The 16,349-nt window shown below is 72.3% G+C and carries 11 protein-coding genes; 8 read left to right on the plus strand and 3 right to left on the minus strand.

Annotated elements, in window-relative coordinates; translation table 11 throughout:
- Positions 1-59 precede the first annotated feature (59 nt).
- The 5 genes from ACFZAM_RS19070 to ACFZAM_RS19090 all read left to right on the plus strand — a co-directional run bounded on the left by ACFZAM_RS19070 (position 60) and on the right by ACFZAM_RS19090 (position 5,374).
- The gene (locus tag ACFZAM_RS19070) at positions 60-1,502 is read left to right on the plus strand and encodes an endo-1,4-beta-xylanase (RefSeq protein WP_391047412.1); all 1,443 of its coding nucleotides are present in this window, start codon (positions 60-62) and stop codon (positions 1,500-1,502) included.
- Positions 1,503-1,745: 243 nt separating this feature from the next.
- Complete coding sequence (locus tag ACFZAM_RS19075; protein ID WP_391047414.1) at positions 1,746-2,354, plus strand: isochorismatase family protein; 609 nt, start codon at positions 1,746-1,748, stop codon at positions 2,352-2,354.
- On the plus strand, positions 2,351-3,277 hold the full coding sequence (locus ACFZAM_RS19080) for a DJ-1/PfpI family protein (RefSeq protein ID WP_355344686.1): 927 nt from the start codon (positions 2,351-2,353) through the stop codon (positions 3,275-3,277). Before ACFZAM_RS19075 ends, ACFZAM_RS19080 begins: the two co-directional genes overlap by 4 nt.
- Before the next feature lie 344 nt (positions 3,278-3,621).
- Positions 3,622-4,539, plus strand: coding sequence for an oxidoreductase (locus ACFZAM_RS19085; RefSeq protein WP_391047416.1), 918 nt, complete (start codon positions 3,622-3,624; stop codon positions 4,537-4,539).
- A gap of 112 nt (positions 4,540-4,651) precedes the next feature.
- On the plus strand, positions 4,652-5,374 hold the full coding sequence (locus tag ACFZAM_RS19090; protein WP_355344680.1) for a DUF4230 domain-containing protein: 723 nt from the start codon (positions 4,652-4,654) through the stop codon (positions 5,372-5,374).
- 271 nt (positions 5,375-5,645) lie between these two features.
- On the opposite strand, the gene ppdK is transcribed toward ACFZAM_RS19090, so the two are convergent.
- Together ppdK and dusB are read right to left on the minus strand one after the other, a co-directional pair.
- Entirely contained in the window at positions 5,646-8,369 is a 2,724-nt protein-coding gene (ppdK, locus tag ACFZAM_RS19095) for a pyruvate, phosphate dikinase (RefSeq protein WP_355344623.1), read from the minus strand.
- 412 nt (positions 8,370-8,781) lie between these two features.
- Positions 8,782-9,939, minus strand: coding sequence for a tRNA dihydrouridine synthase DusB (gene dusB, locus ACFZAM_RS19100; protein ID WP_391047420.1), 1,158 nt, complete (start codon positions 9,937-9,939; stop codon positions 8,782-8,784).
- A gap of 154 nt (positions 9,940-10,093) precedes the next feature.
- Between dusB and ACFZAM_RS19105 the strand changes: the two genes are divergently transcribed.
- From ACFZAM_RS19105 to ACFZAM_RS19115, 3 genes are all read left to right on the plus strand, one after another.
- Positions 10,094-11,515, plus strand: coding sequence for a DHA2 family efflux MFS transporter permease subunit (locus tag ACFZAM_RS19105; RefSeq protein WP_391047423.1), 1,422 nt, complete (start codon positions 10,094-10,096; stop codon positions 11,513-11,515).
- On the plus strand, positions 11,512-12,108 hold the full coding sequence (locus tag ACFZAM_RS19110) for a MarR family transcriptional regulator (RefSeq protein WP_391047425.1): 597 nt from the start codon (positions 11,512-11,514) through the stop codon (positions 12,106-12,108). The genes ACFZAM_RS19105 and ACFZAM_RS19110 overlap by 4 nt, the downstream gene beginning before the upstream one ends.
- Positions 12,109-12,229: 121 nt before the next feature.
- Positions 12,230-13,045, plus strand: a complete 816-nt coding sequence (locus ACFZAM_RS19115) for a DeoR family transcriptional regulator (protein WP_391047428.1) — start codon at positions 12,230-12,232, stop codon at positions 13,043-13,045.
- Between the two features lie 73 nt (positions 13,046-13,118).
- Here ACFZAM_RS19115 and ACFZAM_RS19120 read toward each other — a convergent pair whose 3' ends face one another.
- The gene (locus ACFZAM_RS19120; protein ID WP_391047431.1) at positions 13,119-16,007 is read right to left on the minus strand and encodes an FAD-linked oxidase C-terminal domain-containing protein; all 2,889 of its coding nucleotides are present in this window, start codon (positions 16,005-16,007) and stop codon (positions 13,119-13,121) included.
- Between the last annotated feature and the right edge of the window lie 342 nt (positions 16,008-16,349).

Genomic DNA, 16,349 nt, shown 5'->3' on the forward strand with positions numbered 1-16,349 from the left:
CGCAACCACGCGTACCGAACTGCCTGCTCCAATCCCCCACTTGGAAGAGGTATTCACACATGTTCTCCAAGCGAGCCCTCAGATCCGCCATCGGCGGATCCGGCGCGGCGCTGCTGGCGGCGACGGCGGCGCTGATCGCCGTCACCGTGCCGTCGGCACACGCCGCGGACCCGCCGCTGCGCGACCTGGCCGCGGCCAAGGGCATCTACATGGGCACCGCCCTGACCGCGAGCGAGGCCACGGGTGCCAGCGGGCCCATCGCGGGCGCCCAGTTCGGCATGGTCACTCCCGGCAACGAGATGAAGTGGGACACCGTCGAGCCGAGCCGCGGCACGTACAACTGGGCGCCGGGCGACTCGATCGTCAACTTCGCGCAGGCGCACAACATGCAGGTCCGCGGCCACAATCTGGTGTGGCACAGCCAGCTCCCCAACTGGCTGACCTCCGGCAGCTTCAGCAACACCGAGCTGCACAACATCCTGATCAAGCACGTCACCGACGAGGCCACGCACTACAAGGGCAAGGTCGTCCACTGGGACGTGGTCAACGAGCCGTTCAACGAGGACGGCACCTTCCGCCAGGACCTCTGGTACAACCAGCTCGGCTCGTCGTACATCGCGGACGCGTTCACGGCCGCCCGCGCCGCCGACCCGGGCGCCAAGCTCTACCTCAACGACTACAACGTCGAGGGCACGGGCCCCAAGAGCGACGGCATGTACAACCTGGTCAAGTCGCTGAAGCAGCAGGGCGTTCCGATCGACGGCGTCGGCTTCCAGGCGCACCTGATCCTCGGCCAGGTGCCGTCGACCCTCAAGGCCAACCTCCAGCGCTTCGCCGACCTCGGCGTGGACGTGGCCATCACCGAGCTGGACATCCGGATGCAGACCCCGTCGGACGCCGCCAGGCTCCAGCAGCAGGCCAATGACTACACCTCGGTGGTCAACGCCTGCCTGGGCGTGTCGCGTTGTGTGGGCATCACGGTGTGGGGCGTCTCCGACGCGACCTCGTGGATCCCGGGTGTCTTCCCCGGCCAGGGCGCGGCTCTGCTGTACGACGACAACTACCAGCCCAAGCCCGCCTACACCGCGGTGCGTACGGCGCTCGGCGGCAGCACGACCACCACACCGCCGACCACACCGCCCACCACGCCCCCGACCACTCCGCCCACCACACCGCCCGGCGGTGGCGGCTGCGCGGTGTCATACGGGGTCAACCAGTGGAACACCGGCTTCACCGCGAATCTGACGGTGAAGAACAACGGCTCCGCGCCGGTCAACGGCTGGACGCTGAAGTGGACTTTCGCGCCGGGCCAGACGGTCACGCAGGCGTGGAACGCGACGGTCACCCAGAGCGGCACCGCGGCGACGGCCACGAATCTGTCCTACAACGGGACGATCGCGGCGGGCGGCACGGTGGACTTCGGCTTCAACGCCAACTGGTCGGGCAGTAACCCGAAGCCGACCGGCTTCACTCTCAACGGCACCGCCTGCACGGTGAGTTGAGAGCCGGGCGAGCGGGCGGCTACTCCTCGACGACGTGATGCACCGGCACCGCCACCGCGTCGTCGTCGAGACACCGCCCGCTCGCCGAACGCGGCGATGTCGAGGGGCGGGGCGGCGTCGGGCGGTCCGCGGGCGAGTCCGACGCGGGGGCGTACCTCGGTGCCCCGCCGCGTGACCGGATCGTTCCGCAGCGGGGCATGATCGGGTCAACCCGGGGGCCCGCGCCGGAGGCACGATCGAGTCATGGCTGACAACACGAACCCCGCGAGCGCGACCGCGCTCATCGTCATCGACGTCCAGGAGTCCTTCCGGCAGCGGGAGAGCTGGCAGGCCGCGTCCGACCCCGACGTGGCCACGCGGGTGGCGCGGCTGGTCGACTACGCCCGCGAGCAGGGGCACCCGGTGATCTGGGTGCTGCACTCCGAGCCGGGCTCGAACACGGTCTTCGACCCGGAGAGCGGCCACGTACGGCTGATCGACGGGCTGACCCGCGCCGAGGGCGAGCCGCTGCTCGTCAAGACCGCGCACAACGCCTTCACGACCACGAATCTCCAGCAGATCCTCACCGCGCGCGGCATCCGCTCGCTGATCACCTGCGGCATCCGCACCGAGCAGTGCGTGGAGACCACGACGCGGCTGGCCTCCGACCTCGGCTACGACGTCACCTTCGTGGTGGACGCGACCGCCACCGAGCCGATCGAGCACCGCGACGCGCCGGCGGGCCGCCCGCTCGCCGAGGTGCTGGCCGACCCGCGCACGCTGCTCCCGGCGGACATCATCGCGCGCACCGAGTACGCTCTCGCGGGCCGCTTCGCCACCGTCTCGACCGTCAAGGAGCTGACCGGATCGTGACCCGGGTCGTCTTCCTGCTCGTACCCCACCTGCATCTGCTCGACCTCGCGGGCCCCGCGCAGGTGTTCTCGACGGCCGCCGACTACGGCCTCGGGTACCGGCTGGACTACGTCGCCGAGCGGGAAGACGTCCCCACCGCCCAAGGGGTCGCGCTGCGCGCGGCCACCGAACCGCCCGCGCTGACGGCCGACGACCTGATCGTCGTACCGGGCTGGCGGGCCCACACGCTGCACGAGAACGGCGCGCTCACGCCCGCGACCCTGGAGTGGCTGCGCGCGCACCACGCGGGCGGCGGCACCGTCGCCAGCGTGTGCGCGGGGGCGGACGCGCTCGGCCGGGCCGGGCTGCTCGACGGCCGCCGCTGCACCACCCACCACGACGTGCAGGACGAGCTCGCCCGCGACTATCCGCGGGCCACCGTCGTACGCGACGTCCTCTACGTCGTGGACGACCGGGTCGTCAGCTCCGCCGGGATCGCCAGCGGCATCGACCTCGCGCTGCACCTGGTCGCCGTCCGCCACGGGCCGGGCGCCGCTGCCCGCGTCGCCCGGCAGATGGTCGTCTACGCCCGGCGCAACGGCGACGAGCTCCAGACCAGCGCCATGCTCCGGCACCGCGGGCACCTCAGCGACGCCGTGCACCGGGCCCAGGATCTGATCGACGCCCGCTTCGCCCACCACCTCGCCCTCGCCGACCTCGCCGCCTCCACCGGGCTCAGCGAGCGCACCCTCACGCGGCGCTTCACCGCCTCCACCGGGCTCACGCCGCTCCGCTACCAACAGGAGCTGCGCATCGAGCGCGCCGAGCATCTCATCGGGCAGGGGGCCACGCTCGAAGCCGCGGCCCGCGCCGTCGGTTTCCAGGACGCCCGCATGCTCCGGCGCCTCCGCGCCCGCCGGCGCCCGGACCTCGCCTCCGCGTGAGGCGGTGGCCCCTTTCGCGCTCACCTTGCGCACGGCTCGTGCCCCGTCGGAGCGCGGGGAGCTGCGCGGCCCACCCCCACCCGCCGGTGGTCCGGGACCAACCGAACTGCCCCGCCGGGGCGGGTGGTGACCTGCGGGAGCGCGGTGGTTGGTCGCGCAGTTCCCCGCGCCCCTAAAGATCGGCCCACCGCCCGCAGCAGAGGAACCGTCCCGGGGCCGCGCCCCTGAAGACCGGCCCACCGCCCGCCGCGAAAGAACCGTCCAGGACGGGACCCTTCGGGGGCACCGTACGCCGCGAAGGGCCCTACCCTGACGGGTAGTCAGGTGTGAGGGAGGGGGGCGTCATGAGCTGGACGGCGGAGAGCGTTCCGGACCAGTCCGGGAGGACGGCCGTGGTGACGGGCGCGAACACCGGCATCGGTTACTGCACGGCCAGGGAACTGGCCCGCCGCGGCGCCCGCGTGACGCTGGCGTGCCGGGACGCGGAGCGCGCGACGGCGGCGCTGAAGCGCCTCCAGGCCGAAGTGCCCAACGCCCAGGCGGTGTTCAGGCCGCTGGACCTGGCCGACCTGGGAAGCGTGCGGGCGTTCGCGGAGGCGTACGAGGAGCCGTCGCTGGACCTGCTGGTCAACAACGCCGGGGTGATGGCACTGCCGTACGGCCTGACCTACGACGGCTTCGAGAAGCAGTTCGGGGTGAACCACCTGGGGCACTTCGCGCTGACGGGCCTGCTGCTGCCACGGCTGCGCGAGGCGGACCGCGGGGCCCGGATCGTCGTGGTGTCGAGCGTGGCGCACGTGCTGGCCGGGGTGCGTCTCGGCGACCTCAACGCAACCCGCGGGTACCGCCGTTGGACGGCGTACGGCCAGTCGAAGAGCGCGAATCTGCTCTTCGTGCACGAGCTGTCGCGGCGGCTCGCGGCGGCCGGTTCGGGGATCGTGGCCGCGGCGGCGCACCCCGGTTACGCGGCGACGGACCTGCACACGCGCGGGGCGCTGATGGAGGGCCGCAGGGGCGTGGAGCGTGTCTACGTCTTCGGCAACCGGCTGCTGGCGCAGTCGGCCGAGCGGGGGGCGCTGCCCACGCTCTACGCGGCGACGGCGCCCGGTGTCGCCCCCGACTCCTTCACCGGCCCGCGCGCGCCGGGCCTGCGCGGCGCGCCCGCCCGCGCCTGGCGGCTGCCCAGGACCCGTGACGACGTGACCGGCGAGCTGCTGTGGGAGGCGTCGGAGCGGCTGACGGGGGTCACATACGCCCTGTGAGCCGCCGGGCACGACCCCGGACCGGCCGTGCCAACTCACCTATGTCGAGCGCATGTTCGGCTCATGGAATCGCCGAGCGCGGGTACCCGGCACTTCAGGAGGTGACGCGGTCATGGCGATCAGTGGTGCTGCGGGACGTATGCCCTGGTGGGCGCGGACAGCTATCGGAGTGGTCGTACTCGCGCTGCTGTTCCTGTTGCTCGGCAAGGCCAATCTGCTGCCCGGTATACCGAATCCGTTCGCGGAGAAGGACAAGGACCGCAGCGGTCCCGTCCTGTTGAAGTCCATCCAGGACATGAACCGCTTCGAGGGCGCGAGCGGCAACTTCGAGGTCGTCGTCGACCTGGAGAAGGACGCCAAATTCCTGCCGTCCGCGGTGCGCGGCAAGCGCACGCTGTACGTCGGCGCGGGCAGCGTCGACGCGTACGTCGATCTCGGTTCCGTCGGCAACGACGCGGTGAAGGTCTCCGCCGACCGCAAGTCCGCGACGATCCGCCTGCCGCACGCGGCACTTGAGCGGACCTCGCTGGACACCAAGCATTCCTACGTCGTCTCGCAGCAGCGCGGCTTCTTCGACCGGATCGGCGACTTCTTCGGCGACAATCCGGGCAACGCCCAGCAGCTCAACGAGCTGGCCGCGCAGAAGATCCAGGACGCCGCCAAGCAGACCGAGTTGGGTGCGCGGGCCGAGACCAACACCAAATTCATGCTGGAGCACCTGCTGACCTCGCTCGGCTTCGAGCACGTGAACGTCGTCTTCGGCCCGCCCCCGAAGACCGCCCCGACGCCCAGCGGCAGCGCGACTCCCACCACGGCCAGCCCCACGTCCTCCTGACCCCGTCTCAAACGGTCGCCTGGGCCGCACCGCTACGGTGCGGCCCAGGCGACCTCTTTGTTCTCATCGCGGGTGCGCGCCTCGGATCGTGGGCGTGGGACGCCGCGGCGCCGGCATGGCCGGGCCGTGCCCCGGCGTACGTGAAAGCGCCGGGGGCGGCGCTTCCGCACGAAGCGTCGCCCCCGGCGGGGTGGGGTCGGGATCGGGTCGCCGGTCGGTGAGGGTGCCCCCAGGGCAAGGGGCGTCCGGCGGCGGTCCGGGCCCGGCCCGGTCAGGTGGTCGGCGTGGGGGGACGGGCGGCGGCGCGGCCGGCCTCCAGGCGGGCGACGGGGATGCGGAAGGGCGAGCAGGAGACGTAGTCGAGCCCGACGTCGTGGAAGAAGTGGACGGACTCGGGGTCGCCGCCGTGCTCGCCGCAGATGCCGAGCTTGAGGCCGGGGCGGGTGGCGCGGCCGGCCTCGCAGGCGGAGCGGACCAGCGCGCCGACGCCGTCGCGGTCGATGGTCTCGAACGGGGAGACGCCGAAGATGCCCTTCTCCAGGTAGGCGGTGAAGAAGGACGCCTCGACGTCGTCGCGGGAGAAGCCCCACACGGTCTGGGTGAGGTCGTTGGTGCCGAAGGAGAAGAACTCGGCGGCCTCCGCGATCTGACCGGCCGTCAGCGCGGCGCGCGGCAGCTCGATCATCGTGCCGATGGCCATGCCGAGCGAGGCGCCGGTGGCCGCCTCGACCTCGGCGATGACGCGGTCGGCCTCCTCGCGGACGATCTCCAGTTCCTGCACGGTGCCGACCAGCGGGATCATCACCTCGGGGCGCGGGTCGCCCTTGACGGACTTGCGGTGCGCCGCCGCCTCCGCGATGGCCCGTACCTGCATGGCGAACAGGCCGGGGATGACCAGGCCGAGGCGTACGCCGCGCAGGCCCAGCATCGGGTTCTGCTCATGGAGCTTGTGGACGGCCTGGAGCAGCCGCAGGTCGTTCTCGTTGGCGTCCCTGCGGGACTCGGCGAGCGCGACCCGTACCGACAACTCCGTGATGTCGGGCAGGAATTCGTGCAGCGGCGGGTCCAGCAGCCGTACGGTCACCGGCAGTCCGTCCATCGACTCGAACAGCTCGATGAAGTCGGCCTTTTGCAGCGGCAGCAGCGCGCCGAGCGCCTCTTCCCGCTCGGTGTCGGTGTCGGCGAGGACCAGTCGCTCGACCAGCTCGCGGCGCTCGCCGAGGAACATGTGCTCGGTACGGCACAGGCCGATGCCCTGCGCGCCGAAGCGGCGGGCGCGGTTGGCGTCCTCGGCGTTGTCGGCGTTGGCGCGTACTTGCAGCCGGCGGACCCGGTCGGCGTACGCCATGATCCGGTGCACCGCCTGGACGAGTCCGTCGGCCTCGTCGGCCCCCGCGTGCATGCGGCCCTCGAAGTACTCGACCACCGGGGACGGTACGACGGGCACCTCGCCGACGTACACCTTGCCCGAGGAGCCGTCGATCGAGATGAGGTCGCCCTCCTCTATCACCACGCCCCCCGGCGCGGTCAGCCGTCGCCGCTTGGTGTCGACCTCCAGCTCCTCTGCGCCGCACACGCAGGTCTTGCCCATCCCGCGGGCGACGACGGCGGCGTGCGAGGTCTTGCCGCCGCGGCTGGTGAGGATGCCCTCGGCGGCGATCATGCCGTTGAGGTCGTCGGGGTTGGTCTCGCGGCGGATCAGGATGACCTTCTCGCCGGACCGCGACCACTTGACGGCGGTGTACGAGTCGAAGACCGCCTTGCCGACGGCGGCGCCGGGCGAGGCCGCGATGCCCCAGCCGATCCGCCGTACGTTCCCGCTGTCGGCGACCGTGTCGTCGAAGCGCGGGAACATGAGCTGCGCCAACTGCGCGCCGTTGACCCGTTGCAGCGCCTCCGCCTCGCTGATCAGGCCCTGGTCGACGAGCTGGGTGGCGATCCTGAAGGCCGCCGCCGCGGTCCGCTTGCCGACCCGGGTCTGGAGCATCCACAGCTTGCCGCGCTCGATGGTGAACTCGATGTCGCACAGGTCGCGGTAGTGCGTCTCCAGCGTCTCCATGATCGAGATGAGCTGGTCGTACGACGCCTTGTCGATGCCTTCGAGGTCGGCGAGCGGCACGGTGTTGCGGATACCGGCGACGACGTCCTCGCCCTGGGCGTTCTGCAAATAGTCGCCGTACGTGCCCTGGTGGCCGCTGGCCGGGTCGCGGGTGAAGGCGACGCCGGTGCCGGAGTCAGGGCCGAGGTTGCCGAAGACCATCGAGCAGACGGTGACGGCGGTGCCCAGGTCGCCGGGGATACGTTCCTGGCGGCGGTAGAGCTTGGCGCGCTCGGTGTTCCAGGAGTCGAAGACCGCGCGCACGGCGAGGTCCATCTGCTCGCGCGGCTCCTGCGGGAAGTCCCGGCCGGCCTCCTTGGCGACGATCGCCTTGAAGTCGTCCACGAGCTGTCGCAGATCGGCCGCGTCCAGACCGAGGTCGCTGTCCGCGCCCTTGTGCCGCTTGGCCTCGTCCAGCGCGTCCTCGAAGAGGTCGCCGTCCACACCGAGCACGGTCTTGCCGAACATCTGCACAAGACGCCGGTAGGAGTCCCACGCGAAGCGCTCGTTGCCCGCCTGCTGGGCGAGCCCGGCGACCGACGCGTCGGACAGGCCGATGTTGAGGACGGTGTCCATCATGCCGGGCATGGAGAACTTCGCGCCCGAGCGGACCGAGACCAGCAGCGGGTCGTCCGGCTGGCCGAGCTTCTTGCCCATCCGCTGCTCCAGCGCGTCGAGGTGCGCACTCACCTCGTCGCGCAGCGCGGAGGGTTCCGCGCCGGTTTCCAGATAGACCCTGCACGCCTCGGTGGTGATGGTGAAACCCGGAGGGACGGGCAGGCCGAGGTTGGTCATCTCGGCGAGGTTCGCTCCCTTGCCGCCGAGCAGGTCCTTGAGGTCTTTGTTGCCCTCAGTGAAGTCGTAAACGAACTTCTGCTTCTTCTGTCGTGCCGACACGGGACTCGACTCCTCGCGACCGGGATGCCCTGACGGCGGGGAGCGTACCCAGGTCGAAGGCGCCGCAGTGCGTCCATGACCTCGACACACGGCGGTAACCGCCCGTCTGCCGGTGTCTCCGGGGCGGGGGGCTCGCCGGCCGGTGTTCGCACTCCGTTCACGAGTCGAACGGACGGTTTCACTCCGGTGGTCGCTTCGGCGACTCGGTCTACGGAGCGTCACGTGGCGCCGTGCCGCGTGGACACAGCGGGGGTGGCACCGCGTGCCATGCCTTCGGAAGGTGCGACACCCCTCTTCGCGCTCGTTTGAGCGCGAGCCCTATCAACCGTGGCGCGAATCACGCCTCGCGTCTCACATGCTGGACGGCGGCCAGGGCCCGCTCCGGCCGTGCGCGGCCGGCGTTCCCGGACGGTTAGCCGCCCGAGGTGTCGGATTCGGCGTCCTCCGTGAGCACGGCGCAGTCGTACGGGTCGTTGAGCCAGCCGTCCGGGAGGACGACCCGCTTGCCGGGGGCGGTACGGCCGCGCGGGCCGTCGGCGTGCGCGGGCCAGGGCTGGGTGAGGTCGAGGCCGCCGAGGTGCTCGTCCATCTCGGCCAGCGACGAGGCCGTGGCCAGCGCCCGGCGCGCGTCCGAGCCGACCGAGAAGCCCTTGGTGTACCAGGGCACGTGCTTGCGGAAGTCGACGACACCGCGTGCCTCGTCCCCGATCCACTCCCCCAGCAGCTCCGCGTGCCGCCGCATCACCCGCGCGACCTGCCCGAAGTCGGGGGTGGCGGGCGCGGCGCCGCCCTCGAAGGCGGCGACCAGGTCGCCGAAGAGCCAGGGCCGCCCGAGGCACCCCCGGCCGACCACGACACCGTCGCAGCCGGTCTCCCGCATCATCCGTACCGCGTCGTCCGCGCACCAGATGTCGCCGTTGCCGAGCACCGGGATCTCGGGCACGTGCTCCTTGAGCCGCGCGATGGCGTCCCAGTCGGCGGTGCCGCCGTAGTGCTGGGCGGCGGTGCGGCCGTGCAGCGCGACCGCCGTCACACCCTCCTCGACCGCGATCCGGCCCGCGTCGAGATACGTGAGGTGGTCGTCGTCGATGCCCTTGCGCATCTTGATGGTGACCGGCAGGTCGCCCGCGTTGCCGACCGCCTCGCGCAGGATCGCCCGCAGCAGATTGCGCTTGAACGGCAGCGCGGACCCGCCGCCCTTGCGGGTCACCTTCGGCACCGGGCAGCCGAAGTTGAGGTCGATGTGGTCGGCCAGATCCTCGTCCACGATCATCCGCACGGCCTTGCCGACGGTCGCCGGGTCGACACCGTAGAGCTGGATGGAGCGCGGTGTCTCCGAGGCGTCGAAGTGGATGAGGTGCATGGTCTTCTCATTGCGCTCGACCAGCGCGCGCGTCGTGATCATCTCGCTGACGAACAGCCCCTTGCCGCCGCTGAACTCGCGGCAGAGCGTGCGGAAGGGCGCGTTGGTGATGCCCGCCATCGGGGCGAGCACGACCGGCGGCCACACGGCGTGCGGGCCGATCCGGAGGGTTTCCGGGCGGGTGAGCGTGGCGGCGTCAGCGGTCATGCCGTCCATTGTCGCGTACTCGCGCACGGCCCTCGGCCGAGATTGGTTGTACGATCAAAATGATTCTGGTCGTACAATCGTTGGTGTCAGCACCTATGACGCCGCCCCCGTACCGGCGACGAGCGCCAAGAACCGACAAGAGGAGCCCGGACGCATGCCTGAGCTGACGCACCGGCGTCGGATGCTCATCCTGGGGATCTGCTGCATGAGCCTGCTGATCGTCAGCCTGGACAACACGATCCTGAACGTGGCGCTGCCGTCGATGAGGCGGGACTTCCACGCCTCCGTCTCCGGCCTCCAGTGGACGATCGACGCGTATCTGGTGGTGATCGCCTCACTGCTGCTGCTCTCCGGCTCCACGGCCGACCGGCTCGGCCGGAAGAAGATCTTCCGGATCGGGCTGGTCTTCTTCACGCTCGGTTCGCTGCTGTGCAGCCTCGCGCCCGGTCTCGGCTGGCTGATCGCCTTCCGGATGATCCAGGCGGTCGGCGGCTCGATGCTCAACCCGGTGGCGATGTCGATCATCACCAACACCTTCACCGACGCCCGCGAACGGGCCCGCGCCATCGGCGTGTGGGGCGGTGTCGTCGGGATCAGCATGGCGGCCGGACCGATCGTCGGCGGCGCGCTGGTGGAGACCGTCGGCTGGCGGTCGATCTTCTGGATCAATCTGCCGGTGGGCGTGCTCGCCCTGATCCTCACCTCGCGCTACATCCCCGAGTCCCGCGCGCCCCGGCCGCGCCGCGTCGACCCGGTCGGCCAGGTGCTGGTCATCGCGCTGCTGGGCTCGCTCACCTACGGCATCATCGAGGGCTCGGGCGCGGGCTGGACCTCCCCGCTGATCGTCGGCTGCTTCGTCGTCACGGTGCTCGCGCTGCTCGGCCTGACGCGGTACGAGAAGCGGCGCACCGACCCGCTGATCGACGTGCGCTTCTTCCGCAGCGCGCCCTTCAGCGGCGCGACCCTCATCGCGGTCAGCGGCTTCGCCGCGCTCGGCGGCTTCCTCTTCCTCAACACCCTCTACCTCCAGGACGACCGGGGCCTGTCCGCCCTCGACGCCGGGCTCTACATGCTGCCGATGGCCGTGATGTGCCTGGTCTTCGCGCCGCTGTCCGGGCGGCTGGTCGCCTCGCGCGGCCCGCGCCTGCCGCTGGTGCTCGCCGGTCTCACCATGACGGCCAGCGGCGTGATCTTCGCGGTGCTGGACGCCGAGTCGTCCAACGCCCTGCTGTTCACCTCCTACGTCCTGTTCGGCATCGGCTTCGGCCTGGTCAACGCCCCGATCACCAACACCGCCGTGTCCGGCATGCCCCGCGCCCAGGCCGGGGTCGCGGCGGCCGTGGCGTCCACCAGCCGCCAGATCGGCCAGTCGCTGGGCGTCGCCGTGATCGGCGCCGCGCTGGCCGCCGGAATGCAGACCACCGCCTGGTGGATCATCTCGGGCTGCGGCGCCTCCGTCCTGCTCATCGGTACGCTCACCACCGGACGCTGGGCCCGCGGTACGGCCGAACGCGCGGCCGATCTGCTCGTGCCCGAAGAAGACGACACCCCCCGAATCCCGGTGAGCACCTCATGACGACGACGCCAGAAGCCACGAGTTCCGTCGGTACGGTCTCCGGTCCTACGGTCTCCGGTCCTACGGTCTACGCCGGTCGTACGGCCTCCGCCGACGCTGTCACCGTTGACGCTGCCTCCGTTGACGCTGCCTCCGGCGGGGAAACCGGCCGTACGGACACGGTCGGCCCGGCGGACGCGGCCGATGCCACCGCGGAGCGGATCTGGCGCAATCTGCGCACCTACGTACTGGAGCGCAACGAGCGCCGCAAGGAGACCTCGGAAGCGCTGGGCATGAGCTTCTTCCGGGTCAAGGTGCTGCGCCGGGTCGCCGCTTCTCCCGCCCGGCTCAGCGAGTTGGCGGCCGAGCTCTCCTCCGACCGCCCGTACACGACGCTGGTGGTGGACGACCTCGCCAAGCGCGGTCTGGTCGAGCGGCACGAACACCCCGCGGACCGGCGCTCCAAGATCGTGACGGCCACCGCCGAGGGCCACGCCGCCGCGGATCGCGCCAACGCCATCATGGGCGCCCCGCCGGAGTCGCTGAGCGCCCTGTCGGCCGCCGATCTGACGGCGCTCGACCGCATCGTGGCGGCCCTGGCGGCCCAGGACTGAGCCCGCCTCGACCACCGCTTCGACCGCGGCTTCAGCCGCCGCCGCGGCCACCGTTTCAGCCGCCGCCGCGACCGGCTGGCTGTCCCCGTCCCCAAGGGGGTGATGGTCTAAGGTCTGGACGGTGACGCCAGAAGCCGATGACCGCGCTGCCGAGGAGGCCAGGCCCGCGTTCCCCACCGAGCGCCGACGGGCCCTGGTGGAACTGCTCAGGGAGCGGCGCAGGCTGACCGTCGTGGAGATCTCGGAGCGGTTCCAGGTCACCGCGGAGACGGTGCGCAGGGACCTGGTGGAGCTGGAGCAGACCGGCGCGCTGCGCCGGGTGCACGGCGGCGCGATCCTGCTGGACAACGAGCACGGCATCCCCGGTCTCGCCCAGCGCACCCGGATCATGGCCGAGGAGAAGACGGCGATCGGCGCGGCGGCGCTCGCGCACATGCCGACCGGCGGCGCGGTGCTCATCGACGCGGGCAGCACCACCGGACGGCTCGCCGATCTCTACGCAGGCGGGCCGCAGTTGGTGGTGATGACCAACTCACTGCCCATCGCCGTCACGATGACCGGCAAGCCGGGCGCGGCCGTCTACACGACCGGCGGGCGCGTCCGCAACGACACGCTCGCCGAGGTCGAGATGCTGACGCTGCGGGCGCTGGACGAGGTCAAGGTCGACGTCGCGTTCCTGGGCACCTCGGGGATAACGGTGGACCACGGCTTCTCCACCTCGGACGTCTCCGAGAGCGCCGTCAAGCGGACGATGATGGCCTCCGCCCGGCGGGTCGTGGTGCTGTGCGACCACTCGAAGATCGGCACCGCGCTGTTCTCCCGTTTCGCGCCCGTGGACGGCCCCGACCTGCTGATCACCGACTCGGGAATCAGCGCCACGCAGCTCGCGGAACTGCGCGGCGCCGGCCTCGAGGTGCAGGTGGCCGAGCCGGTCTGACGTCGTCACGGCGTCGCCCGCACAGCCGTCGGCCGCCGAACCGTCGCCCCCTGACCGTCCCCCCTTAACCGTCTTAACCGTCGTCGCCGTCCTTCACCGCCCGGCCGTCGGACTCGTCGAGCGCGGACGCGAGCAGTTGGGCCAGATGGACCGCTCCGGCGCCGGCCGCGAGGTCGTCGATCTGGGTGCGGCAGGAGAATCCGTCGGCCAGCACCGGGCCGGTGCGCTCCGCCGTCTCCAGCGCGGGCAGCAGGGCGGTCCGCGCGACGGCCACCGAGACGTCGTAATGGCCGCGCTCCACACCGAAGTTGCCCGCGAGCCCGCAGCAGCCGCCGACCGCCGTGACGTCGGCGCCCGCCGTGCGCAGCAGTTCCTCGTCCGCCCGCCAGCCCATCACCGCCCGCTGGTGGCAGTGCGGTTGGGCGACGGTCCGGACGCCCGACAGGTCCGGGGGGCTCCAGCCGGGCGTACGGCTCAGCAACTCGGCCAGGGTGACGGTGAGATCGGCCACCCGCCGCGCCCTGGGGTCGTCGGGCAGCAGCTCGACGCCGTCCCGGCGCAGCACGGACGTGCACGACGGTTCGAGGCCGACGATGGGCACACCGTCGGCGACGGCCGGCTCAAGTGCCGTGTACGTACGGCGCAGTTGTCGGCGCGCGCCGTCGAGCTGGCCGGTGGAGATCCAGGTCAGCCCGCAGCAGACCTGACGGCCGGTCAACTCGACGGCGTATCCGGCCTGTTCCAGTACGCGAACGGCCGCCGTGCCGACCTCGGGCGAGAACGACTGGGTGAAGCTGTCCACCCACAGCAGCACGCGGGGGCGGGACGGGCGCGGGCCTCGGTCGGCGCGGTCAGCGCGGAAGGACGCCCGGAAGGTGCGGCGGGCGAAGCGGGGCAGCCCGCGCCGTCCGTCGATCCCGCCGAGCCGCTTGACCAGCGCGCCGACCCACCGGTTGCCGAGCAGCGCGTTGCTGACACCGGCCAGCCGGGTGGCGAGCCCGGCGGTGCGCGGCAGCCAGCCCAGCGAGTAGTGCGTCACCGGGCGGAGCCTGCGCCGGTAGCGCTGGTGCAGCACCTCCGCCTTGTACGTGGCCATGTCGACGCCCGCCGGGCAGTCGCTCGAACACGCCTTGCACGACAGGCACAGGTCCAGTGCCTCGTGCACCGCCGGGTCGGCCCAGCCGCCGTCCACCAGGTCGCCCCTGATCATCTCCTGGAGCAGCCGGGCCCGGCCGCGGGTGGAGTGCCGCTCCTCCCCCGTCGCGAGGTACGACGGGCACATCGCGCCGCCCGAGGTCGTGAGGTCGGCGCGGCACTTGCCGACCCCGACGCAGCGGTGGACGGCGCGGGTGAGGTCGCCGGAGTCGTGCGGGTAGGCGAACGCGCCGGTGACGACGGGCAGTTGCGGCCGGACCCGCAGGTCGGCGTCGAGCGGCGCCGGGTCGACCAGCACACCGGGGTTGAGCAGGGCGCCGGGGTCCCAGACCGCCTTGACCGCGGCGGCGGCGCCCAGCGCGGCGGGCGAGTACATCCGGGCGAGCAATTCGCCGCGGGCGCGGCCGTCGCCGTGCTCGCCCGACATCGAGCCGCCGTGCGCGGCCACCAGGTCGGCGGCGTCCTCGAGGAACGCCCGCATCCGGGCCGCGCCGCCCTCGTCCCGCAGACCGAAGTCGAAGCGGCCGTGCACACAGCCGTCGCCGAAGTGCCCGTACAGCAGGCCGTCGTAGTGGTGCTGCCCGAGCAGCGCGTCCAGGTCCCGCAGGTAGGCCCCGAGCCGTTCCGGCGGTACGGCGGCGTCCTCCCAGCCGGGCCAGGCGTCGGCCCCGCCGGGCGTGCGGCCCGCCAGGCCCACCCCGTCGGTACGAATCCGCCACAGCGCGGCGATCCGGCCCGGGTCGGTCACCACCTGGCCGTCCACCGCGCCGGACGCGGCCAGTACGGCGCGGGCCGCGTGCTCCGCCTCCGCGAGGCTCGCGCCGCCGGTCTCCACCAGCAGCCAGCCCGCGCCGCGCGGCAGCGCGGGCACGGCGGCGGCCCCCTTACGGCGGACCACGACCTCGACCAGCCGCCGGTCCATGCCCTCGACGGCCAGCGGGCCCAGGGCCACCAGCGCCGGGGTCGCGTCGGCGGCGGCGGGCATGTCGGGGAAGCCGAGCACCGCGAGCGCGCGGGCCGCGGGCGCGGGCACCAGCCGTACGGTGGCGTCGAGCACCAGCGCCAGGGTGCCTTCCGAGCCGACGAGCGAACTCATCACGTCGAAGCCGCGCTCGGGCAGCAGCGCGTCCAGCGCGTAGCCGGACGCCTGGCGCGGGAAGCGGCCGTACTCGGTCCGCAGGACGGCCAGGTGCGCGTCGGCCGTCTGCCGCAGCCGGGTGTTCAACTCCGCGTCCGACGTACCGTGCTGATCGGCCGTCACCTGGCGGCCGTCGGCCAGCAGCAGCCGGGCGGACACCACATTGTCACGGGTGTTGCCCCAGGCCACGGCGTGCGCGCCGCAGGCGTTGTTGCCGATCATCCCGCCGATGGTGCAGCGGTCCGCGGTCGACGGGTCGGGCCCGAGCAGCAGGCCGTGCGGCGCGGCCTCGCGCTGGAGGCGGGCCTGGACGGTACCGGCGCCCACGGTCGCGGTACGGCGCTCGGGGTCGATCTCGGCGACCGCGTCGAGCGCGGTGAGGTCGAGGACGACGCCGGGGCCGATCGCGTTGCCCGCGACCGAGGTTCCGGCGCCGCGTGCCACCACGGACAGCCCGAGCCGGTGGCAGTGGGCGACGGTGTCGACGGCGTGCGCCGCCGACTCCGCGCGCACCACGGCGACCGGGGGCACCCGGTAGTTGGACGCGTCGGAGGAGTACAGCGCACGGGTGCCCGCGTCCAACCGCACGCTGGGGCCGAGCAGTTCGCGCAGGCGGCGGGCGCCGCCCGCCGCGTCGCCCGGCCCGTGGGGTGCGTTCGGCTTGTCCATCGCGTTCGTTCCGTTCCTGTCGTCGCTTCCCCGCCGCGTCCGGACGGCGGGGCCACGAGGTCGTCGCCGCGAGGTCGTATCCCGCCGCCGTCACCACGACGGCGGCACCCCGCGGCCGGCGGGGGCGTCGGTACCGGTCCCGCCCACCTCTTCGGCGCCGCCCGGCGACCCCGGCACGCGGCGGAGTCCCGGTCGGCGGCGAGGTGCCCGCGCCGGTCGTCGGGCGGGCCGTCCCCGTAGTAGACCGCCTCGGCCGGGCAGACCGGCTCCCACGCGCCGCGGTCCACCCGCTCGCCCGAGTGGATGTACGGCGCCCGCGCGCTGTCGCCTGCGCGGTCGGCC

It is taken from the genome of Streptomyces sp. NPDC008079 (assembly GCF_042957385.1).
Classification (GTDB): Bacteria; Actinomycetota; Actinomycetes; order Streptomycetales; family Streptomycetaceae; genus Actinacidiphila.

Coding starts and splice junctions, on each gene's coding strand:
- ACFZAM_RS19070 (WP_391047412.1), top strand. CDS start 60: ATGTTCTCCAAGCGAGCCCTCAGATCCGCCATCGGCGGATCCGGCGCG.
- ACFZAM_RS19075 (WP_391047414.1), top strand. CDS start 1,746: ATGGCTGACAACACGAACCCCGCGAGCGCGACCGCGCTCATCGTCATC.
- ACFZAM_RS19085 (WP_391047416.1), top strand. CDS start 3,622: ATGAGCTGGACGGCGGAGAGCGTTCCGGACCAGTCCGGGAGGACGGCC.
- ACFZAM_RS19090 (WP_355344680.1), top strand. CDS start 4,652: ATGGCGATCAGTGGTGCTGCGGGACGTATGCCCTGGTGGGCGCGGACA.
- dusB (WP_391047420.1), bottom strand. CDS start 9,939: ATGACCGCTGACGCCGCCACGCTCACCCGCCCGGAAACCCTCCGGATC.
- ACFZAM_RS19105 (WP_391047423.1), top strand. CDS start 10,094: ATGCCTGAGCTGACGCACCGGCGTCGGATGCTCATCCTGGGGATCTGC.
- ACFZAM_RS19110 (WP_391047425.1), top strand. CDS start 11,512: ATGACGACGACGCCAGAAGCCACGAGTTCCGTCGGTACGGTCTCCGGT.
- ACFZAM_RS19120 (WP_391047431.1), bottom strand. CDS start 16,007: ATGGACAAGCCGAACGCACCCCACGGGCCGGGCGACGCGGCGGGCGGC.